The sequence below is a fragment of the Streptomyces sp. MST-110588 genome, assembly GCF_022695595.1.
Taxonomy (GTDB): domain Bacteria; phylum Actinomycetota; class Actinomycetes; order Streptomycetales; family Streptomycetaceae; genus Streptomyces.
On record NZ_CP074380.1, the window covers coordinates 285791 to 307154 of the forward strand.

The 21364-nt window shown below is 73.7% G+C and carries 8 protein-coding genes and 1 pseudogene; all 9 read left to right on the forward strand.

Features of this window, described 5'->3' with window-relative positions; all coding sequences use genetic code 11:
• The first annotated feature begins 270 nt into the window (after positions 1-270).
• The 9 genes and pseudogenes from KGS77_RS01320 to KGS77_RS01365 all read left to right on the forward strand — a co-directional run bounded on the left by KGS77_RS01320 (position 271) and on the right by KGS77_RS01365 (position 21356).
• On the forward strand, positions 271-1209 hold the full coding sequence (locus KGS77_RS01320; protein WP_242587237.1) for a 3-oxoacyl-ACP synthase: 939 nt from the start codon (positions 271-273) through the stop codon (positions 1207-1209).
• Positions 1206-1559 carry an acyl carrier protein gene (locus KGS77_RS01325; protein WP_242578284.1) on the forward strand — a complete coding sequence of 118 codons (354 nt, stop codon included), beginning with the start codon at positions 1206-1208 and terminating at the stop codon, positions 1557-1559. The genes KGS77_RS01320 and KGS77_RS01325 overlap by 4 nt, the downstream gene beginning before the upstream one ends.
• Positions 1556-2860, forward strand: a complete 1305-nt coding sequence (locus tag KGS77_RS01330) for an acyl-CoA dehydrogenase family protein (RefSeq protein WP_242578285.1) — start codon at positions 1556-1558, stop codon at positions 2858-2860. Before KGS77_RS01325 ends, KGS77_RS01330 begins: the two co-directional genes overlap by 4 nt.
• Positions 2857-4122, forward strand: a complete 1266-nt coding sequence (locus tag KGS77_RS01335) for an HAD-IIIC family phosphatase (protein WP_242578286.1) — start codon at positions 2857-2859, stop codon at positions 4120-4122. The genes KGS77_RS01330 and KGS77_RS01335 overlap by 4 nt, the downstream gene beginning before the upstream one ends.
• Positions 4119-5141 carry a 3-hydroxyacyl-CoA dehydrogenase NAD-binding domain-containing protein gene (locus KGS77_RS01340; protein WP_242578287.1) on the forward strand — a complete coding sequence of 341 codons (1023 nt, stop codon included), beginning with the start codon at positions 4119-4121 and terminating at the stop codon, positions 5139-5141. Before KGS77_RS01335 ends, KGS77_RS01340 begins: the two co-directional genes overlap by 4 nt.
• Positions 5138-7114 (forward strand): non-ribosomal peptide synthetase, encoded by a 1977-nt coding sequence (locus tag KGS77_RS01345; RefSeq protein WP_242578288.1) that lies wholly within the window; start codon positions 5138-5140, stop codon positions 7112-7114. The genes KGS77_RS01340 and KGS77_RS01345 overlap by 4 nt, the downstream gene beginning before the upstream one ends.
• A 17-nt stretch (positions 7115-7131) precedes the next feature.
• Positions 7132-9132: a polyketide synthase gene (locus tag KGS77_RS01350; RefSeq protein ID WP_242578289.1), complete on the forward strand. Its 2001-nt coding sequence runs from the start codon at positions 7132-7134 to the stop codon at positions 9130-9132.
• Between the two features lie 214 nt (positions 9133-9346).
• Positions 9347-13921: pseudogene (locus KGS77_RS01355) on the forward strand (condensation domain-containing protein); the annotation flags it as partial.
• A 7-nt stretch (positions 13922-13928) separates the two neighbouring features.
• On the forward strand, positions 13929-21356 hold the full coding sequence (locus KGS77_RS01365; protein WP_277994169.1) for a non-ribosomal peptide synthetase: 7428 nt from the start codon (positions 13929-13931) through the stop codon (positions 21354-21356).
• The last annotated feature ends 8 nt before the right edge of the window (positions 21357-21364 follow it).

Genomic DNA, 21364 nt, shown 5'->3' on the forward strand with positions numbered 1-21364 from the left:
TTGCGCGGCGTGGATACGGTCCACTTCACAAATCCTTGACCCGGTGCGGGCCGATTCGTTGGACTTCCCGTCGAAGGCGTATCACGCCTTTGGATGGAGTCACTCACAAGGTGAACGACACGGGCGGGCGCTCGCCATCAGCGAGCCGCCCGCTCTGTGCCAAGGAATTCCCCGAAGCGAGGATTCGTGACCGTATCACCCGCACACAGGAGCCGCGCGCCGCTCGCGGTGCGTGCCGCGGCCCAGGAGTTACCGGTCCTCGTGGCGCCCGTGGCGGAACTGCCGGAGACGGCCGGGCTGGGACCGGCCGAGCGGGGTGTCGCTCTGGGCCTGGGAATCGAACGGGTACGGGCCGACGACTCCGTGGACGCGGTGACGCTGGCCGAGCGTGCCGCGCGCGGCGCCCTGGCCGCCGCACGGCTGACTCCCCAGGACGCGGACGCGCTGATCGTCGTGGAGTCCCGGGCGCCGCAGACCCTGCTCAGCTCGGAGGCGACCCGGCTCCAGCACCTGCTCGGGGCCGACCGGGCGATCACGTTCTCGGTGGGCGGGCTGGGCTGTGTCTCCCTCACGCCGGCGCTGCTGGCGGCCCGTGGACTGCTCGCCGCCGACCCCGCGACGCGACACGTACTGGTCGCCCACGGGAGCAAGCCCGCGACTCCCGGACGCTATCGCCACCCGGTGACGGTCAACGGGGACGGCGGGCAGGCGCTGGTGCTCTCCCGGACCGGTCCGGTACGGCTGCTCGACATCGTCCAGGAGACGAACGGGGCGTACTGGGACCTCTTCCACGTCGCTTTCCGGGACCGCCCGACCGCTCGGTGGCGCGAGGAGTGCCAGGACCCGGCCGCGTACTCCTTCCGGCTGGCGATCGAGACCCGCAACCGGCTGCGGGCCCTGCTCGGCGGGCTTTTGGAGCGCAACGGAATGTGTCCCGGCGACATCACCGGATTCATCAGCCAGAACCTGTCGGTGGGCAGTTTCGGGTTCACCGAGGAAGCTCTCGACGTGAAACTCCTGCCGGTCTGCCGGGAAAACCTGCGGGAGTACGGGCACCTCGGCCCCAACGACATCTTCCTGAATCTGTATTCCGCCGTCGAGCGCAAGGAACTGGCCGTGGGCGACCGGGCCGTACTCATCAACGTGAGCCCGGTGGCGGCATGGAGTCTGCTGCTGGTGGAAATCGGAGACTTGGAGCTGACGGAATGACCTCGCCGACGACCTCGTCCGCGGCCACGAACCCGGCCACGGCCACGAACCCCGACCCGTCCACGACCGCGCCCCTCGAAGAAACCCCCGGAGCGACTCGCGAAGCATCCCTCGAAGAAACCCTCGGGGAAGTCACCGCGTTCCTCACCGCGGCCCTGCGGCAGGACATCGCGCCGGAGGACGATTACTTCGCGCTGGGGCTGGCGGATTCGCTGTTCGCCCTGGAGCTGGTGACGTTCGTCGAGGAGCGGTTCGGGCTGTCGGTGGAGGTCGAGGACCTCGATCTGGACAGCTTCCGCACCGCGGCGGCCGTCGCCGCGTTCGTCGGCCGCAAGACCGGCCGGCCATGACGCGCTCTCCTGGCGGTCCCGCGGCCCCCGCCGATGCGGCCCGCGCGGACGCGAGCCCCGTCAGCACGGCCTCCGCGAACACGGGCCCGGACCTGGTCCGTACGGCCGCCGAGCTGGCCGCCGCGCTGCGTGACCGGGCCGCCGACTGGGATCAGCGGCAGGAGCTGCCGCCCGAGGTGCGCCGTACGGTGGCCGAGGCCGGTCTGCTCGGTGTCGCCGTCCCCCCGGAGTACGGCGGCAGCGGGCTCGGTGCCGCCGAACTGGGCGAGGTCTGCGCCCACTTGGGCGGGGTGTGCAGCGCGTTGCGCGGGCTGGTCACCGTTCAGAGCATGGTGGCGGCGGCACTGCTGCGCTGGGGCACCGAGGCACAGCGCGCACGCTGGCTGCCGCCGCTGGCACGCGGTACACGGATCGCCGCCTTCGCCGCCACCGAACCGGACGCGGGCAGCGCGCTGGCACACGTACGCACCCGGGTCGAGAACGTCGAGGAGGAGGCTGCCGGGAAGAACGATAAGGACCGGGCCGAGGCGATCGCCGTCGGGTCCGGGCAAGTGGTGGTGACCGGCCACAAGCGGTGGATCACCTTCGGGCGGTCGGCAGATGTCTTCCTGGTGCTGGGCCGGTCGGCAGCGGGGCCGGTCACGGTCCTGGTGGAGGCGGACCGGCCGGGGGTGCGCAGGGAGCCGGTGAGCGGGCAGCTCGGCATGCGGGCCGCGGACATCGCGCACGTACGCTTCGACGCGGTCACCGTGCCGCGCGAGAACCTCGTGGCGCCCGCCGGGGCCGGTCTGACCCATGTGGCGGCGACCGCGCTGGACCACGGGCGCTTCACCGTCGCCTGGGGCTGTGTCGGCATGGCCGAGGCGTGTGTGGCGGATGCGGCGGAGCACGCCGTACGGCGTACGCAGGGCGATGTGGCGCTCGCCGGCCACCAGTTGGTCGGGGCGCTGCTCGCCCGTGCCGCCGTGGAGACCGCGGCGGCGCGCGAACTGTGCGCGCGGGCCGCGCGGTTGCGGACCGGGAGGGGCCTGCGCGCGGTGACCGAGACCATCGTCGCCAAGTACGCCGCCGCCCAGGCCGCCGGTTCGGCCGCGCACAGCGCCGTACAGGTGCTCGGCTCGGCAGGCTGTGGCCCCGAGAGCCGGGCCGGCCGCTTCTTCCGGGACGCGAAGATCATGGAGATCATCGAAGGGTCACAGCAAGTGGCGGAACTGCACATAGCCGACCGGCTGTTCCGACAGCACGGGCTCGGCGGTACGAGCCATGCGGACGTCACGAGCCGTACGGAGGCGTCGGCATGACCGGCGGCACCGCCGGCACCGTCGGCATACCGGAGGCCACCGCGGCACCGACGGTCAAATGTCTGGTGTGGGACCTGGACGGCACGGTGTGGGACGGCACCGTACTGGAAGGCGATGCGCCCAGGCCCTTCCCGGCGGCCCTGGAAACCCTGCGGACCCTGGACGAGCGCGGCATCCTGCACGCGGTCGCCAGCCGCAGCGACCCCGGCGCCGCCGCCGCGCACCTGGCCGAGCACGGCCTGACCGACCTGTTCACCCTGCTGGACATCGGCTGGGGCGCGAAGTCCGAGGCGGTCCGGCGGATCGCCGGGAAGCTGAACATCGGCATCGACACCGTCGCGTTCATCGACAACGACCCGATGGAGCGCGAGGAGATCGCCGCGGCGCTCCCCCAGGTGCGGTGCTACCCGGCCGACCTGGCCGCCCACCTGCCCGAACGCCCGGAGTTCCGGCCCCCGTTCGTCACCGACGAGTCCCGCCAGCGCCGTGCGCTCTACCGCGGCGAGCTGCGGCGCAAGGAGGCGCAGGAGTCCTACGAAGGGGCGCCCGCGCAGTTCCTGGCGTCCTTGGACCTGGAGCTGACCGTACGCCGGGCGACCGAGGAGGACCTGGCGCGGGCGCACGAACTGACGGTGCGGACCCATCAGCTCAACACGACCGGCCGTACGTACGACATGGACGCGCTGCGGGCGCTGTGCGCCTCGCCCCGGCACCAGGTGCTCGTCGCGAGCCTGCGGGACCGCTTCGGGTCGTACGGGACGATCGGCCTGGCGCTGACGGAGCGGACGGACCGGGCGCAGGATTCAGTAGGAGGCGAGGAGGCTCAAGGCGCGCAGAGGACGTGCGTGCTGCGGCTTCTCCTGCTGTCGTGCCGGGTGATGTCCCGGGGCGTCGGGCCCGCCCTGATCGGGCACATCGCGCGGGATGCGCTGGCGCGGGGGCTGCGCCCGCTCGCGGAGTTCGTGCCCACCGAGGTCAACCGGGTGATGCTGGTCAATCTGCGCTTCAGCGGCTTCGAGGTCGTCGAGCGTACGGAGGACCGCCTCGTGCTGGGACCGGCTCCGGGCGCGCCACTGCCCCCGCCGCCCGCCCACGTACGCGTACGGGTTGCCGACGCCGACGACGACGCCGTGGACACCGACACCGTGCACGCCGTGGACACCGGGAACACCGTCACGAAGAACCACGCCGAGCCCGGTCCCGGTCCCGGCATTCCCGATGTTCCCGGCACCGAGCCCGATGTCACCTGGAGGAACCGTTGAACGGTACGGAGAGCGGTACGGGCGGCGGCGCGGTCGCGGACCCTGTCGGCGCCGACAGACTGGTCGGGGTCGTCGGTGCGGGCACCATGGGCGTGGGCGTGGCCCAGTGTCTCGCGGAGGCCGGTCATCGTGTCGTGGTCGTGGACCCGTCCGAAGAGGCCCGGTCGAAGGGCCCGCGCCGGCTGAACGACGGACTGCGCACGGCCCGGCTGCTGCGTACGCGTACGAAGGGCGCCGCGCCCGCGTCCCCGGCCGCTTCAGCCCCCGCGCCCGGGAAGGGCCCGGCGGCGGACGTCGCCGCCCGGATCAGTTGGGTGCCGCACCTGAGCGGGCTGGACGGCGCCTCCTTCGTGATCGAGTGCGGACCGGAGCGCATTCCCGTCAAGGAGGCGGTGTTCAAGGAACTCGACGCGGTGTGCCCGGCGGACGCGGTCTTCGCCTCCTGTACGTCCGCGATCCCGGTCGCACAGCTCGCCGCGTACACCCAGCGGCCCGACCGCGTCATCGGCACCCACTTCATGAACCCCGCGTACCTCAAGGACGCGGTCGAGGTGATCCGCGGGCCGCGGACCGCCTCGAGCACGCTGGACGCCACGCTCGCCCTGCTGGCCACGATGGGCAAACGAGGACACGTGGTGCGCGATGCGCCCGGCTTCGTCTCCAACCGGATCCTGATGCCGGTGGTCAACGACGCCGCGGCGCTGCTCCAGGCGGGCACCTCCGACGCCGGAACCGTGGACAAGATCTTCGAGGAGTGCTTCGGGCACGCGATGGGACCGCTGCGCACCGCGGACCTGATCGGCCTGGACACGGTGCTCGACTCGCTCCACGTCCTGCTGGAAACCACCGGGGACCCGCGCTTCGAACCCTGTGACCTCCTGGTGGACCTGGTGCGCCGGGGCGAGTGCGGCCGTAAGAGCGGCCAGGGCTTCTACTCGTACACGTCGCACGGGGCGCACGGGGCGCACGGGGCGTACGAGTCGCACGGGTCGTACGAGTCGTACGGGAGCCGGCGATGAACGCGTTCGCCACCGGGTCCGGGCCCGAGGACGTCCTGACGCTGATACGCCGGCAGTTCCGGGCGGCGCCGGACACCACCGCCGTGGTGGTGGGCGATGTGGCGCTGAGCTACCGCGAACTGGCGGCGGCGAGCAGTGCGCTGGCGGCCCGGCTCGCCGCGTGCGGGGTCCGGGCCGGACGGGCCGTGCTGCTGTACCGGCAGCAGAGCGCGGACACGGTGGTGGGCATGCTCGCCGCCCTGTGGCTGGGCGCGCCGTGGTGCGTGGTGGAGCCGGGACAGCCGGTGGGCCGCGTCCATGCGCTGCTCAAGGACGTCGACTGCGCGGCCGTGGTGTTCGACGGTACGGACCCGGCCACGGCACCGGAGGCGGTCCGTACGGTGACGGCCGCAGGCCCCGGCCCGGCGCCGGCGCTCTGCGACTTCACGTGCGCCACATCCGATACGTCCACCGCCACGGCGCCGCCGCCCGCCGATGTGCCGGGGGACTGTGCCGCGTACGTGATCAGCACGTCCGGGTCGACGGGTGTGCCCAAGGCGGTGGTGATCAGCCGCGCCAACCTCGCGCACGTGGTCGCCACCCGCCACGAAGAAGCCGGCCTGGTCACCTTCATGCCGTGCCGGCTGTCCTGGGACGGCGGGCTGATGCTGCTCTTCCCGACATTGTGCACGGGCGGTACGGCGGTGCTGCCGGACGCCCGCCGGCTCCCCGACGCCCAGGCCGCGGCGGCGCTGCTGCGGCACCACCGGGCCGCCGCCGTCGCCGGGCCCCCGTCCTTCTACTCGCTGATGCTGCCCTACCTGGCCGGTGCGGACGAGCATCTGCGGATCGTGACGCTCGGCGGCGAGGTGGTGTCCCCGTCGCTGGTCCGGGCACACCGGGCCGCGCTGCCCGGCGCCCGGCTGGTCAACGACTACGGGCCGACCGAGACCACGATCACGGTGCTGTCCCATCCCCTGCCGGATATACCGGGCGTACCGGATGAACCGGATGTGCCTGGTGCATCGGATGGCGCGGGCGTGCCGGACTCGTCCCGGACCACGGTGCCCATCGGCCTCCCGACGGGCCGTACGACCGCGTACGTGCTCGATACGCGGCTGGCTCCGGCCGTCGCGGGCGCCGTGGGCGAGCTGTACATCGGGGGCCCGCAGGTCGGGCTCGGGTACGCGAGCCGCCCGGCGGAGACGGCCGGACGCTTCGTGGCCGACCCGTTCGCCGGGACCGCCGGGGCACGGATGTACCGTACCGGCGACCTGGCCCGTATCGGCCCGACCGGGGACATCGAGTTCCACGGACGGGAGGACGGGCAGGTCAAGGTGCGCGGCGCACGGATCGAGCGGCAGGCCGTCCGCGCCGTGCTGGAGAGCCACCCGGGGGTGGGGCAGGTGGCCGTACTCGGGGTTCCCGAGGAGCGCGGTGGCAGCGCTCTCGTCGCGTTCTGGACGCCGGCCGGGCAGGACGCCGAGGCCGTGCCCACCGTCCGGGACCTGATCGACTTCTGCGCCGGGAAGCTGCTGGAACAGGCCGTACCCGGTCTCTTCGTGATGGTCGAGAAGATGCCGCTCTCGGCCGCCGGGAAGACGGACGAGCGCGCGCTGCTGGCCCTGCTTCCGGACCTTCCGCCGGCCGGGCAGGCGCGGACATCCGAGACAGCCGGGACAGAAGGGATAGAAAGGACGCCCGGGACGACCGAGACGGTGGAGTCCTTGCAGAAGGCCGTCGCGGACCTGTGGGCCGAGGTGCTGCGGCACGACGGATTCGGCCCGCGCGACAGCTTCTTCGACGCCGGCGGCAACTCGCATCGCGTCGTGGAACTCCACATGCGCCTTCAGGACAGGTGGCCCAACGCTCTCAGAGTGGGCCGGCTCTTCGATCTGAACACCGTGGAGGCGCAGGCCGCCGCCCTCGCCGAGGCGCTCGCCGCCCCCGGCGCGGCCCGGCCCGCCGCGGCACCGATGGCTTACGAGGTATGAGCACCGTGGGAGACACCATGACGAGCGGTACCGTGTCCGCGCCCGGCGACGACGACATCGCGATCGTCGGTATGGCCGTCAGGTTCCCCGACGCCGACGACCTGGCCGCGTTCCGTACGAACCTCAAGGCGGGCCGGGACTCGGTGGGGGCCATGCCCCCGAAGCGGGCGGCGGCGACCGGGCTGGACCCGGCCGCGCCCCACCTCCCCATGGGCCATCTCGCCGACATCCACACCTTCGACTACGCGTTCTTCCACTTCTCCCGGCGCGAGGCGTCGCTGATGGACCCGCAGCAGCGTCTGGCGCTGCTCCTGGCGCATCAGGCGCTGGAGGACGCCGGGTACGCGGCGGCGGGCTTCCGCGATCTCCCGGTGGCCGTCGTCCTCAGCTCCGCGCCCTCCACCTATCAGGTCGCCGCCGCCGACCCGGGCACGCTCAGCGCGCTGGGCAATGTGCCCTTCGGACTGCCCGCCCGTATCGCCCATGTCCTGGGGCTGGCCGGGCCCTGTTACGCGGTGGACACCGGCTGCAACGCCTCGCTGATCGCCGTGCATCACGCCTGCCGTGAACTGGCCTCGGGCGAGGCGGAGTACGCGATCGCGGGCGGCGTCGGCATCCGGGCGGGCGGCGTGCCGGCGCGGGAGGCCGAGGGTCTGACCGAACTGGTGTCCCCCGGCGACCGCTGCCGGGCCTTCGACGCGGCGGCGGACGGCACCGTCGGCGGTGAGGGCGGGGCGGTGCTGCTGCTGACCACCGTACGGCGGGCGCGGGCCGACGGCGCGTCCGTCCACGCGGTGATCCGTGGCAGCGCCACGCTGCACAACGGCCGTGCCGCGGCCACCATCAGCACACCCAGCGCCGACGGTCAGGCGAAGGTGATCGCCAAGGCGTGGCGGGCCGCCGGCCTGGATCCCGTACAGGCCGGGTACGTCGAGGCGCACGGCTCGGGCACGCGCCTGGGGGACGCGGTCGAACTGGAGGGCCTGACAGCCGCGTTCGCCGGGCGGCCGGGCCGGCTGCCGATCGGCTCGGTGAAGACGAACATCGGCCACCTGGACCACGCCGCGGGCGTCGCCGGGCTGGTCAAGGCCGTACTGAGCGTCAAGTACGGCGAGCTGTACCCGTCCCTGCACTTCGAGCGGGTGACCGGCGGCATCGACCTGGAGGCCGCCGGGCTGGAGGTGGTCACCGAGGCCCGGGCGTGGCCGGACGAACAGCGGCTGGCCGGCGTCAGCTCGTACAGCCTCGGTGGCATCAACGCGCACTGTGTGGTGCAGCAGCCGCCTTCGCAGGCGGCGGTCCGGGACCGGCCGGGCCCCCGGCAGTCGGCCGCCGCCCAAGAGCCCGTACTCGTGGGCGTCTCGGCCCGCAGCCGCGGTGCGCTGGCACGGCTCTGCGGCTCCTTGGGACCCTGTTGCGGGACGGCCGTACGGAGCTGGCCGATGTCGCCTTCACCCTCAATCAGGGACGGGCGCACTACAGGCACCGTATCGCCGTACGGGCGCGGGACACCGAGGAACTCGCCCTGCGGCTCGCCGCGCAGGCTACCTGGCTCGGTGCCGGGGACACGGAGGGAAGCGGGAACGGCGGGGGCGACGGGAACGGTGAAGGTGGAGGGAACGGGGGCCGCGGGGCGGTCGAAGCCGCCGGGCCCGCCGCCCCGGCTCCCGCGGTTCCGCCGGCCGTCGTCCTGCTGCTCTCCCCCGACGCGCCGCCTGCGGGGGTACCCCCTAAGGACCTGCCGCCGCAGTTGCCCGCCGAGGGCGCCGAAGCCGCCGTCCTGGGAGGGCAGTTGGCCGTGTACGAGCGGCTGCGCCGCTGCGGCGTGCCGGTCGACGTCATGCTCAGCGGCGGGGTGTCGCGGTACGCGGCCCGCCATCTGCGCGGCGAACTCACCGAGCGGGACAGCGCGGAGCTGGCCGCGGGACGCGGGGCCGCGCCCGCCGACCCCGCCCGGCTCGCCGAGGCGGCCGACCGGCTCCTGGCCGACGGCCGCCCGGTGGTCTTCGTCGAGCTGAGCCCCGAGGGCAGCCTCGGGGCGCTGCTGGCCGACCGGCTCGCGGCGCACCCGGACGCCGAGCTGCTGACGCTGGACGCACGTACCGGCGGGCTCGGCGCGGTGCTCGGCCGGCTCTACGAGCGCGGTGTGGACCTGGACTGGCGGGAGGCGAGCCCCACGCCGCGCTCGGCGCGCCGGGTGCGGCTGCCCGGACACCCGATGAACGGGAGCCGGTGCTGGGCCGGTCCGGTGACGAACGCGGCCGTAACGAACACGACCGTGGCGGACACGACCGTGACCGGCCGAGCGGCGACGACCACGTCGCCGCCCCCCGCCCCGCCGCAGCGGGCCGTACAGCCGGCGCCGGCCGCCCCGCCGTCGGCCGACGACCCCGCCACCTGGCTCCGTACGACTCTGGGGGACATCCTCCAGGCCGAGACCGAGATATCCCCCGAGGACGACTATTTCGAGCTGGGCGGCAACTCGATCATCGCCCTCCAGCTCGTGGAGCGCGTCGAGCAGCGGTACGGGTTCCGGCCCAAGCTGCTCGACGTCTACGAGCACCCCAAGGTGTCCGATCTCGCCGGTCTCATCCGGTCGCACACGGCCACCCCCGGTCAGGGCCTGCCCCCGGTGACCGCGCAGGACGGCCTGGTGATGTCCTTCGGCCAGGAACGCATGTGGTTCCACCATCAGCTCCAGGGCGACAACACGCTCTACAACCTGCCGATGGTCAACCACATACGGGGCCCGGTCGATGTGGCGGCGCTGCGCGGTATATGGGAGGACCTGGCCGAGCGTCACGAGGTGCTGCGCTCCAATTACGTGGAGCGCGACGGCGTGCCGGAGTTGCGTATCCGTCCGGAGCTGGGCGAGGACTTCTTCCGGTACGCCGATGTCTCGGGCGATCCCGACCCGCTGGTCTCCGCGCGCGAGCTGGCGCGCCAGGCGGCCCAGCACCGCTTCGACCTCGCCGTGGACCCGCTGGTCAAGGTGCTCGTGGTGCGGCTCGGGCCGGATGAGCACATCCTCCAGGTGACCATGCACCACTCCGTCAACGACGGCGCCTCGCCGAAGATCTTCCAGCGTGAGCTGCCCGAGCTCTACGCGGCCCGCCGCGAGGGCCGGCCGCACCGGCTGGAGCCGCTGCCGGTCCGCTACCGGGACTACGCGCGCTGGCAGCGGGACCTGCTGGCCTCCTCGGCGCTGGAGGGTGAACTGGAGTACTGGAAGCGGACCCTGCGGGACGTACCGGTGCTGCGGCTGCCGACCGACCACCCCCGCCCGGCGCGCCGGAGCTTCACCGGTGACCTGCACACCTTCACCGTTCCGGCGCCCCTCATGCGGGAGCTGCGGCATCTGGCGGCGCGTGAGTCGGCCACTTTGTTCACCGTTCTGCTGGCGGCGCTGTACCTGCTGCTCGCGCGCCGCAGCGGACAGCGTGACCTGGTCATCGGCACTCCCACCACCGGCCGCAACCGCCCGGAACTCCAGGGCCTGCTGGGTTTCTTCAACAGTACGGTCGCCCTGCGCGCGGATGTCCACGGCGACCAGGGCCTGCGGGACTTCATCCGGCACGTACGGACGGTGGTCCTCCAGGCGCTGGAGCACCAGGAGATCCCGTTCGACCGGGTGGTCAGTGCGCTGGGCGTCGAGCGGGACCTGAGCCGGTCCCCGCTGTTCGACGTGTCGTACGTGCATCAGATACTGCCGCCCATGCAGCAGTTGGACGGTACGGCGGTCGGCTTCTTCGACGAGCGCCACACCTCCTCCAACCTCTTCGGCGGGCTGCCGACCGGCACCGCGAAGTTCGATCTGACGCTGGTCACCTCCGACCGGGAGGGGGACGAGGAGATGGCCGCGTGCCTGGAATACAGCACGGAGCTGTTCACCGCGCGGACGGCCGCCGGGATGACCGAGGAGTACGTCGGTCTGCTGTGGGAGATCGTCGCGGCCGGTACGGCCGATGCGTCCGGTACGGCCGGTGACGCGGGCGATCCGCCGCTGTCACGCTTCCTCGACGGCTCCGCTGAAACGGTTCGGCCGGCGCCGCCCGCCACCATTCCCGCGCTGTTCGAGGCGCAGGCCGCACGTACTCCGGACGCGACGGCCCTGCGCGTGCCCGGGGACGACACCACCAGCACCAGCACCGGCACCGGCACCGGCACGGAGAACACCTCCGGCACCGAACTCAGCTATGCCGCGCTGGACGCCCTGGCCAACCGGACCGCCCGGGAGCTGATCGCCCGCGGCGCCGGTCCGGAGGAGCGCGTCGCGGTGCTGCTGCCGCGCTCCGCGCACCTGGTCGTCTCACTCCTCGCCGTACTGAAGTCGGGCGCCGCCTTCATCCCTCTGGACCCGCACTACCCCGAACAGCGGCTGCGGCTGATGCTCGACGACGCGGCCCCCGCACTCGTGATCACCGACACCGCGCACGCAGCCCGCGCCCCGCTGTCCGGCCGCGCGGACCTCCTGGTCGTCGACGATCCTCGTACGACCGCACGGATCGCCGCCCGCCCCGGCGGAACCGTCCACGACGCGGAACGGCGCGGCCCGCTGCTGCACTCCCACGCCGCGTACATCATCTACACGTCCGGGACCAGCGGCCGTCCCAAGGGGTGGTGGTGCCCCATACGGGGATGTCCACGGTGCTGCGCGGCACCACTCCCGTGATGGGGCTGGGCGAGGGCGGCCGGGCGCTCCAGTTCTGCTCGCCCAGCTTCGACCTGGGTCTGTTCGAGATGGTCGAGACGCTGACCAGCGGGGCGACCCTGGTGGTCGCGCCCGCCGAGCGGCTGCGGCCGGGCGGTCCGCTGGAGCGCCTGGCCCACCAGGAGCGGATCACGGCGCTCTCGCTGCCGCCCTCGGCGCTGGCCGCACTCGTGCCCGGTGAGAGCCTGCCCGTGCGGACGCTGATCCGCAGCGGGGGCGAGGCGCTGCCGCCGGAGCTGGCCGCCCGCTGGTCGGAGCACCACGCCCTGGTCAACGGGTACGGCCCCACGGAGACCACGGTGGTCGCCACGATCTCGGACCGGCTCGACGGCGCCCGCGCGCCCATCGGCCGGGCCCTGCCCGGAACCACCCTCCACGTCCTGGACGGTGAGCTGGCGCCGGTCCCCGAGGACCGGCCCGGTGAGCTCTACATCGCGGGCCCCACCGTGGCCCGGGGCTATCTGGGGCACCCGGCGCTGACGGCGGAACGGTTCGTCGCCGATCCGTTCGCGGCCGACGGCAGCCGGATGTACCGCACCGGTGACATCGTCCGCCGGACCGCCGACGGCGAACTGCACTTCGTCGGCCGGTCCGACCGGCAGCTCAAGATCCGCGGCCATCGCGTCGAGCCGGGTGAGATCGAAGCGGCGCTGCTGCGGCACCGTACGGTCGCCGCAGCCGCCGTCCGGGAGTGGGCCGACGCCGGCGGGGACACCCGGCTCGTGGCGTACGTCGTGCCCGCAGCCCATACCCCGGCGACGACCGCACCGGCGGGCACCTGTCTGGCCGACACCCTGCCGGCGGATCTCGCTACCGTCCTGCCCGCCCACGCCGTGCCCTCGGCCGTCATGGTCATCCCCGAACTGCCGCTGACCCCCAACGGCAAGACCGACCACAGCGCGCTGCCCGCCCCCGGATTCGCCGCGAAGACCGCCGGCGGCTCCAACGGCGCCGACGTCGGTCCCGGCAGCTTTGGCAGGGCACCGCGCACCGAGCGGGAGCGGCGGCTGTGCGCCCTGTTCGCCGAGGTGCTGGGCCTGCCCTCGGTCGGGACCGACGACAACTTCTTCGAGCTGGGCGGCCATTCGCTGCTCACCACCCGGCTGGTCCGGCGTATCGAGGCCACCTTCGGCAGCACGGTCGACGTCTCGACGGTGTTCCTCGCGCCGACCGTCGCCTCCCTGGCGGAGGAGATCGGCGCGGTGGAGAAGGCCGGAGCGGTGGAGAAAACCGGAGCGGTGGAGAAAACCGGAGCGGTACGGGCAACCGACGTGGACGCCCCGCCGCTCGCCTTCGAAACGCTGCTCCCGCTGCGCGCCTCCGGCAGTCGGCCCGCGCTCTTCTGCGTCCATCCGGCGGCCGGGGTGAGCTGGATGTACTCGGTGCTGGCCCGGCAGCTCGGCCCGGACCGGCCCCTGTACGGGCTCCAGGGCCGCGGCATGGACGGCGTCGGGCCGCTGCCCGGCAGCATCGAGGAGATGGCCGCCGACTACGCGGAGCAGATCCGCGCCGTACAGCCCGAGGGCCCGTACCACCTGCTCGGCTGGTCCTTCGGCGGGATGGTGGCCCATGCCGTGGCGACCGCGCTTCAGGAGCGGGGGCAGGAGGTCGGACTGCTGGCACTGCTGGACTCCTACGTCCTTGCGGACCTGGAGGACCCGCCGCTCCAGCCGCCCGAGGGCGAGCACGCGCTGTACGCGGCGCTGCTGGAGTACGCGGGTATCCGGCCCGCCGGGATGCGGCAGGAGGAGGTGACCCCGGACCGCTTCCTGGAGATCGTACGGGGCTCGGACAACCCGCTCTCGGGCCTGTCCGAACGCCATCTGCTCGGAATGGGACGGGTGTTCGGCAACGACTCCGCCATCGCCCTGGGGTTCCGCCCGGCGAAGTTCACCGGAGATGTGCTGTTCTTCCGGGCGGCCAGGGGCCCGCACGATCCCCGGCCGCTGCTGGACCCGGACCTGTGGGCCCCGTACGTCACCGGCGGTCTGCGCATCCACCGGAGCACCTACTCCCACCAGGACATGGGCTCTCCCGCCGCGCTCGCCGACATCGGCCGGGTGGTGGCCGCCGCGCTGGACCAGGACGAGAGGAGCTGACGGCATGGCCGAGGAGCGGTGGCCGCTGACGGCGGCGCAGACGGGCATCTGGTTCGGACAGGAACTCGACCCGACGGGACTGCGTTACAACGTGGGGCAGTACGTGCACCTCCACGGCGCGGTCGACGAGGGCCGGTTCGAGCGCGCCCTGCGGACGGTCCTGGCGGGCAGCGAGACCTTGCGCGTACGGTTCGAGCGGGTGCCCGGCGGGGTCGAGCAGGTCCTGGCGCCGCCCCCCGAACGGCCGCTGCGGCGGGAGGACTTCAGCGGCTGCGCGGACCCGTGGGAGCGGGCCCGGCAGTTCATCGCCGAGGAGTTCGCGGTTCCGTACGACCTGGCGGTGGCTCCCGTCTTCGACCACTACCTGATCAAGGTCGGGGCGGCGGACCATCTGTGGTGCCTGAAGATGCACCACATCGTGTGCGACGGGATGGCCGTCGCCGCGCTCATCCGGCGGGTGGCCGCGGCGTACACCGCGCTGTGCGCGGGCGAGCCGGTCCCGTCCCGGGACGAGGTCTTCGACCGGCTGGAGACGCTGGTCACCGAGGACCAGCGCTACCGCGGGTCCGCACGGTTCCGCGACGATGCCGCGTTCTGGGCGGAGCGGCTCGCCGGGGCCGCGGACGCGCCGCAGTTCGCTGCGGGGCCCGTCCCGGCCGACGCCCGAGGTCATCTGCGCGTCGGTGCGCGGCTGCCGCGGGAGCACTGGGACCGGGTACGGGAACGGGCCAAGGCACTCGACGAGCCCTGGTCCGCCCTGTTCACCGCCGGGGTGGCGGTGGCGCTGCACGCCGACACCGGCCGGTCCGACATCACCGTGGGCCTGTCGGTACCGGCCCGAACCGGCCGGATCGCCCGCGGCTGCCTGGGGACGGCCGCGGACATCGTTCCGCTGCGCCTGGACGTCGATCCGGCGGCTCCGGTGGAGGAGTTGGTGCACGCCGCCGCGTCCGCGACCCGTACGGTCCTGCGCCACCAGCGCTACCGCCTGGAGGACATGCTCAGGGACGCCTCGGCGGTCGGGGACGGCCGACGGCTCCTGGGGCCCACGCTCAACCTGTTGTCCCTGGACCAGGACCTGGACTTCGCCGGGCTGCGGGCCACCGTGCACGTGGTCTCGCCCGGCCTCACCGACGGCTTTTCCCTCGGGGTCTACCACAACGGCGAGCCCGACCTGAGGGTGGACGCCGACGCGGGCGGCAGCCGCTATGCGGAGGCGGACGCGCGGGGCCAGGTGGAGCGGGTGCTGCGCGCGGTGTCGGCCGTGGCCCGGGCGGCGGAGGGCACGGCGGTCGGGAGGCTGCGGCTGGACGGCGGGCAGGCGGGGGCCGGCGCGGGGACGCGTACGGGTACGGATACAGGTACGGCGCGGGCGGATGCCGGGACCGTACGGTCTCCGGCTCCCCGTACCGATACGTACGCGCCGAAGCCAGAAACCGCACCACAACCGCGTCCTGCGTCCGGACCGGAGCACGCCCCGGCCACCATCGTCGGGCTCTTCGCACGGCAGGCTGCGGCGGTCCCTGGTTCGGTCGCCGTGGTCGCGGGCGCGCGACGGCTGACGTACGCCGAACTGGACGAGCGGTCGGAGCGGCTGGCCCACCGGATCGCCGGCCGCGGAGTGCGGCGCGGGGACCTGGTCGCCGTCGCACTGCCGCGCTCGGCCGATCTGGTCGTCGCGCTCCTCGCCGTGCTCAAGGCCGGCGCCGCCTACGTACCGCTGGATCCCGGCTATCCCGCCGACCGCCTGGCCGCGATGCTCGCCGACGCCCGGCCCGCACTGCTGGTCACCGGCCCGGACAGGGACACCGCGCGGACGGCGCCCGAGCTGCCCGTACTGCTGGTGGACAAGGAGGAGACGCAAGAGACCGACGAGCGTCCGGCCGCCGGGGTCACACCCCCCGACGGTGGTCCGGCCCCCGCCGACCCCGCCTACGTCATCTACACGTCCGGGTCGACCGGCCGGCCCAAGGGCGTGGTGGTGACCCACCGCAACGTCACCCGGCTGATCACCGGTACCACCCGGCGGTTCGGCTTCGGCCGCGCCGACATCTGGACGCTCTTCCACTCCCACGCGTTCGACTTCTCGGTGTGGGAGATGTGGGGCGCCCTGCTGCACGGCGGCAGGCTGGTCGTGGTGCCCGAGGACGTGGCCCGCTCGCCGGAGGAGTTCCGGGAGCTGCTGGTCACGGAGCGGGTGACGGTTCTCAGTCAGACCCCCTCCGCCTTCCAGCAGCTCGCCGGGGCCGACGCCCGGTGCCGGCCGGACGCGGGCGCCCGGCTCGCGCTGCGCTATGTGATCTTCGGCGGGGAGGCGCTGGAACCGCGGCGGCTGGCGGGCTGGTACGCGCGGCACGCCGACGACGCACCGTACTTGGTGAACATGTACGGCATCACCGAGACCACCGTGCATGTCACCGACGGTCCCCTGGACGCCTCGACGGCGGCGGAGGGCGGCAGCGTCATCGGAAGGCCGCTGCCCGACCTGCGGGTACATCTCCTGGACGCGGCGCTGCGCCCGGTGCCGGACGGTCTTCCGGGTGAGATGTACGTGTCCGGGGCGGGCGTCGCGCTGGGCTATCTGCACCGCCCGGCGCTGACCGCCGAGCGGTTCGTCGCCGACCCCTTCGGCCCGGTGGGCACCCGTATGTACCGCAGCGGGGACCTGGCCCGCCGCCGGGCGGACGGAACCCTGGAGTACCTGGGGCGCGCGGACCGGCAGGTGAAGATCCGCGGGTACCGCATAGAGCCCGGTGAGGTCGAGGCCCGGCTCGCCGAACTGCCCGGCGTCACCGACGCCGCCGTGCTGATCACCGAGTACGCGCCGGGTGACCGGCGCCTGACCGCCTATGTGGTCGCGGACGGCCCGGCGGCCGAGCAGGCGGCGCAGCGGGCGGCCGAGGTGCTGCCCGCGCACATGGTGCCCGCGGACTTCATCCCGGTCCCCGCCTTCCCCCTGACCGCCAACGGCAAGCTGGACGAGCGCAGACTGCGCGCGTTCCGGCCGGGAAGCGGCGGGGCGGGCGGGACAGGCGGCGGTGGCCGGGAGCCGCGCGGTGCGACGGAGACCGCGTTGCACGCGCTGTTCGCCGAGGTGCTGGGGGTGACGGACTTCGGCACCGAGGAGAGCTTTTTCGTCCTGGGCGGCAACTCCCTGCTGGCCAACAGCCTCCTGACCCGGATCCGTGCCACGCTCCCCGCCGCCCCGACGATCCGTGACGTCTTCCGGTCCTCGACCGTGGCGGGGCTCGCGGCCGTGATCGACGGCGGTACCGATGGCGGTACGGTGGCGCCGCAGGGCACCCGGCTGGTCCCGGTGCCCCGGCCCGACCGCGTCCCGGCCTCGTACGCCCAGCGCAGCCTGTGGTTCCTGCACCAACTGGGCGGCCAGGGACCGACGTACCACATCCCGCTTGCGGCCCGGCTGGACGGGCCGCTGGACGTGGCCGCGCTGCGCGCCGCGCTGGCCGATGTGCAGCGCCGCCACGAAAGCCTGCGCACGGTCTTCCCCGGCACCGACGGCGAGCCCTGGCAGCGCGTCCTGGAGGACCCCGACGTCCCCCTGACCACGCTGGAGATCGGCGGGACCGACGGGGTCGCCGGGGCCGCCGGAACCGACGAGGCCGGCCCGGCGGGCGAGGCAGGCCAAGCCGGTGAGGTCGCGCTGCACGCCGCGCTGGCGCGGGAGTTCCGGCGGGAGCTGGACCTGACCCGGCAGCAGCCGTGGCGCGCCACGCTGTTCACCCTCGCTCCCGACTCCCATGTGCTGCTGATCGTCGTGCACCACATCGCGGCCGACGAACACTCGCTGCACCCGCTGACCCGTGACCTGGCCACCGCCTACGCCGCGCGCCGCGCCGGCCGCGCCCCCGGGTGGCCGCCGCTGCCGGTGCAGTACGCGGACTTCACGCTCTGGCAGCGGCGCGTCCTGGGCCGCGAGGAGGACCCCGGGAGCCTGCTCGCCGCCGAACTGGCCCATTGGCGTACGGCGCTGCGCGGGGCCCCCGACGAGCTGCGGCTGCCGGCGGACCACCGCCGCCCACGGACCGCAGCACATCCCGGCGACGCCGTCCCCTTCACCTGGAGCCCCGAACTGGGCGCGCGGGCCGCCGAGTTGGCGATGTCCCGCGGCGCCACCGTCTTCATGGTGCTGCACGCCGCCGTGGCCTGTCTGCTCAGCAGGCTCGGGGCGGGCACCGACATCCCGCTGGGCACGGTGGCGGCGGGCCGTGACGAGGCGGCGCTGGAGGAGCTGGTCGGCTTCTTCACCCATACGCTCGTGCTGCGGACCGACCTGTCCGGGAATCCCGGCTTCTCGGCCGTCCTGGACCGGGTCCGGCACACCGACATCACGGCCTTCGCGCATCAGCGCGTTCCGTTCGAACGGGTCGTCGAGGCGGTCAATCCGCCGCGTGAGCTGGGCCGTCATCCGCTCTTCCAGGTGATGATCAGCATGCACACGGGCCGTCAGGCCGAGCTGCGGCTGCCGGGCCTGGAGGCCACCGCGTTCCAGCCGCCCCGCTCCATGGCCAAGTTCGCGCTGCTCTTCGACTTCACCGAGCGGGCGGACCACGGCATCGAGGGCGTACTGGAATACAGCGCGGACTCCTTCGAGCGGCCGACTGCGGAGCTGATCGTACGTGCGCTGGGGCGGCTGCTGGAGGGCGCGCTGTCCGATCCGGACCTGCCGTTCGAGGCCCTGGACATCCTGGACGCGGACGAGGAGCGCCGGCTGAACCTGAACCTGGACCTGCCGGCCGCGCAGGGCGGGACGGCCGGGCACGACGGGACGGCCGCGGAGGCGGCGCGGGCGACGGACCCGCTGGACTCGGCGGAGACCACGGGCTCCGCCTCCGTGTCCGCCTCGGCCCCCACGTCCGCCTCCGCCTCCGCCTCCGCGGAACTGCTCGACGCCCTGTTCCGCTCGGTCCTCGGCCGCGACCGGATCGATCGCGAGGAGAACTTCTTCCGTCTCGGGGGCGACAGCATCCTCGCCATCCAACTGGTGACCCGGGCCCGCGCCGCCGGTCTCCTGATCAGCCCCAAGGACGTCTTCACCCACCAGAGCGTCCGGGCGCTCGCACGGGTCGCGGACCGCGCGGTGCCCACCGCCTCCGCGCCCGCCGCGCCGCCCGCCCACCAGCCGCTGGGCACCCTGCCTACCACGCCGATCATGGAGTGGCTCGCCTCGCTCGGCGGGCCGGTGGAGGGGTTCGCCCAGTCCGTCGTGTGCCGGCTGCCCCCGACGGTCACCGACGAGTCGCTGCGCGCGGCCCTTCAGCAGGTGCTGGACCACCACGACGCACTACGGATGCGGCTCATCGGCGAGGCCGGCGAGCCGTGGCGGCTGGAGGTCCGGCCGCCCGGCGCCGTACGCGCCGCATCGTGTCTGCACCGGGTCTCCCTGGCCCGCGAAGGCATCACCGCGAGGACCACCAACGACCCCGACAACCCCAGCGATTCCGGCGATCCACACGGTTCGCAGGACCTGCGGCGCCTCCTGGACGAGCTGCGCCGGGACGCGCGGCGCCGTCTGGACCCGCGCGCCGGGAACCTGCTGCGCGCCATCTGGCTCGACGGCGAACACCCCCTGCTCCTGCTGGTCATCCACCACTTCGCGGTGGACGGGGTCTCCTGGCGCATCCTCCTGCCGGACCTGGCGGCGGCGCACACCGCCGCGCTGCGCGGCGGGTCGGCGGCGCTCGCGCCCGTACCGGTGCCGCTGCGCACCTGGGCGCAGGCGCTGGAGTCGGCGGCGTACGGCCCACGGGTGGCGGCCGAACAGGGCTGGTGGCAGCGCCTGCTGGACCGGGCGGGCGGGGTGATCGGCACCCGCGCGCTGGACCGTACCCGGGACGTCGTCGCAAGCTCCGAGTCGCTGAGCGTCACCCTGGAGCCGGGGGAGACCGCGGCGCTGCTGGCCGACGTGCCGAACCGTTTCCACGCGGCGGTCCCCGACATCCTCCTGTCCGCGCTCTCGGTCGCGCTGCACCGCTGGCGCGGCAACCCGGCCGGCCGGCCCGTACTGGTCGACCTGGAAGGGCACGGCCGTGACGTGTCGCCGGGCGACGACCTGGACGGCGGCCTGGACGTGTCGCGGACCGTCGGCTGGTTCACCGTGCTCCACCCGGTCCTGCTGGACGCGCGGGTGCCGGACTGGGACGCCATGCGCGACCACGGTGACGGCCTGGCCGCCGCCGCCAAGCGGATCAAGGAGCACCTGCGGGCGGTGCCCGGCCAGGGCGCGGGCCACGGTCTGCTGCGCTACCGGGGGCAGCGGCTGCCCGACGTCCACGCGCCCATCGCGTTCAACTACCTGGGGCGCTTCGACACCCAGGGGGCGGGCGAGTGGGAGCCGCTGCCGGGCAGCTTCCGCGGCGAGGCGGATCCGGCGCTGCCGCTCGCGCACACGCTGTCGGTCGACGCCTTCGTCGAACGCGGCCCGGACGGACCGCGGATGCGGGTGGTGTGGACCTGGCCCCGGGAGGTGCTCGACGGCGCGGCCGTCACCGAACTGGCCGAGTCCTGGCGGACGGTGCTGGGCGCGTTCGTCACCCACCACACCGGGCCGTCCGGCGGCGCCCGTACCCCTTCGGACTTCCCGCTCGTGCACGTCGGTCAGGCCCGTATCGAGGCGCTGGAGGAGGAGTACGGCGCCCTGGCCGACCTGCTGCCGGTCACGCCGCTGCAGGCGGGCCTGCTCTTCCACACCCTGTACGACGGGCCCGCCGCCGACGGTCCGGACGGCCCCGCCGACGGTCCGGACGGCCCCGGCGACGGTCCCGGGCGGCACGATCCGTACGTGGTCCAGCTCGCCCTGGACCTGACCGGTGACATCGAGCCGGCCCGGCTGCACGACGCCGTACGCGCTCTCCTCGCGCGCCACCCGCACCTGGGCGGTGGCTTCGTCACCGACGGGCTGGAGCACCCGGCCCTCCTCGTGCCGCGCGAGGTGACGGTCCCCTGGCGTACGGCCGACCTCACCGGCCTGCCCGATGCCGACCGCACGACGGCCGTACGGCGACTGGCGCGGGAGGACCGGCGGCGCTTCGACCCGCACACCCCGCCGTTGCTGCGGTTCACCCTGATCCGTACGGCGCGGCGCCACTGGCGACTGGTCTTCACCCACCACCACCTGCTGCTGGACGGCTGGTCGGTGCCGATCGCGCTGCGCGAGCTCTTCGCGCTGTACGAAGGGAAGTCCCTGGCACCCGCCCCCGCCCATGAGGACGCTCTGCGGTGGCTGGCGGGACGTGACCAGGAGGCCGCGCGTACGGCCTGGCGGGCGGCGCTGGAGGGGCCGAGCCGACCCACGTCGGTGGTGGGACGCGCGAGGACCGGGCCGGGGAGGCCCCGGCGGAAGACGGCGCACCGGACGGGCCCCGCGACGAGCCGGGCGAACCGTACGTCTTCGCCCTCCCCGAGGACCTGACACACCGG

What these genes read in the sequence shown, in the direction of transcription:
- KGS77_RS01325 (WP_242578284.1), top strand. Translation starts at nt 1,206, where the DNA reads ATGACCTCGCCGACGACCTCGTCCGCGGCCACGAACCCGGCCACGGCC.
- KGS77_RS01345 (WP_242578288.1), top strand. Translation starts at nt 5,138, where the DNA reads ATGAACGCGTTCGCCACCGGGTCCGGGCCCGAGGACGTCCTGACGCTG.
- KGS77_RS01350 (WP_242578289.1), top strand. Translation starts at nt 7,132, where the DNA reads ATGACGAGCGGTACCGTGTCCGCGCCCGGCGACGACGACATCGCGATC.
- KGS77_RS01365 (WP_277994169.1), top strand. Translation starts at nt 13,929, where the DNA reads ATGGCCGAGGAGCGGTGGCCGCTGACGGCGGCGCAGACGGGCATCTGG.
- KGS77_RS01330 (WP_242578285.1), top strand. Translation starts at nt 1,556, where the DNA reads ATGACGCGCTCTCCTGGCGGTCCCGCGGCCCCCGCCGATGCGGCCCGC.
- KGS77_RS01335 (WP_242578286.1), top strand. Translation starts at nt 2,857, where the DNA reads ATGACCGGCGGCACCGCCGGCACCGTCGGCATACCGGAGGCCACCGCG.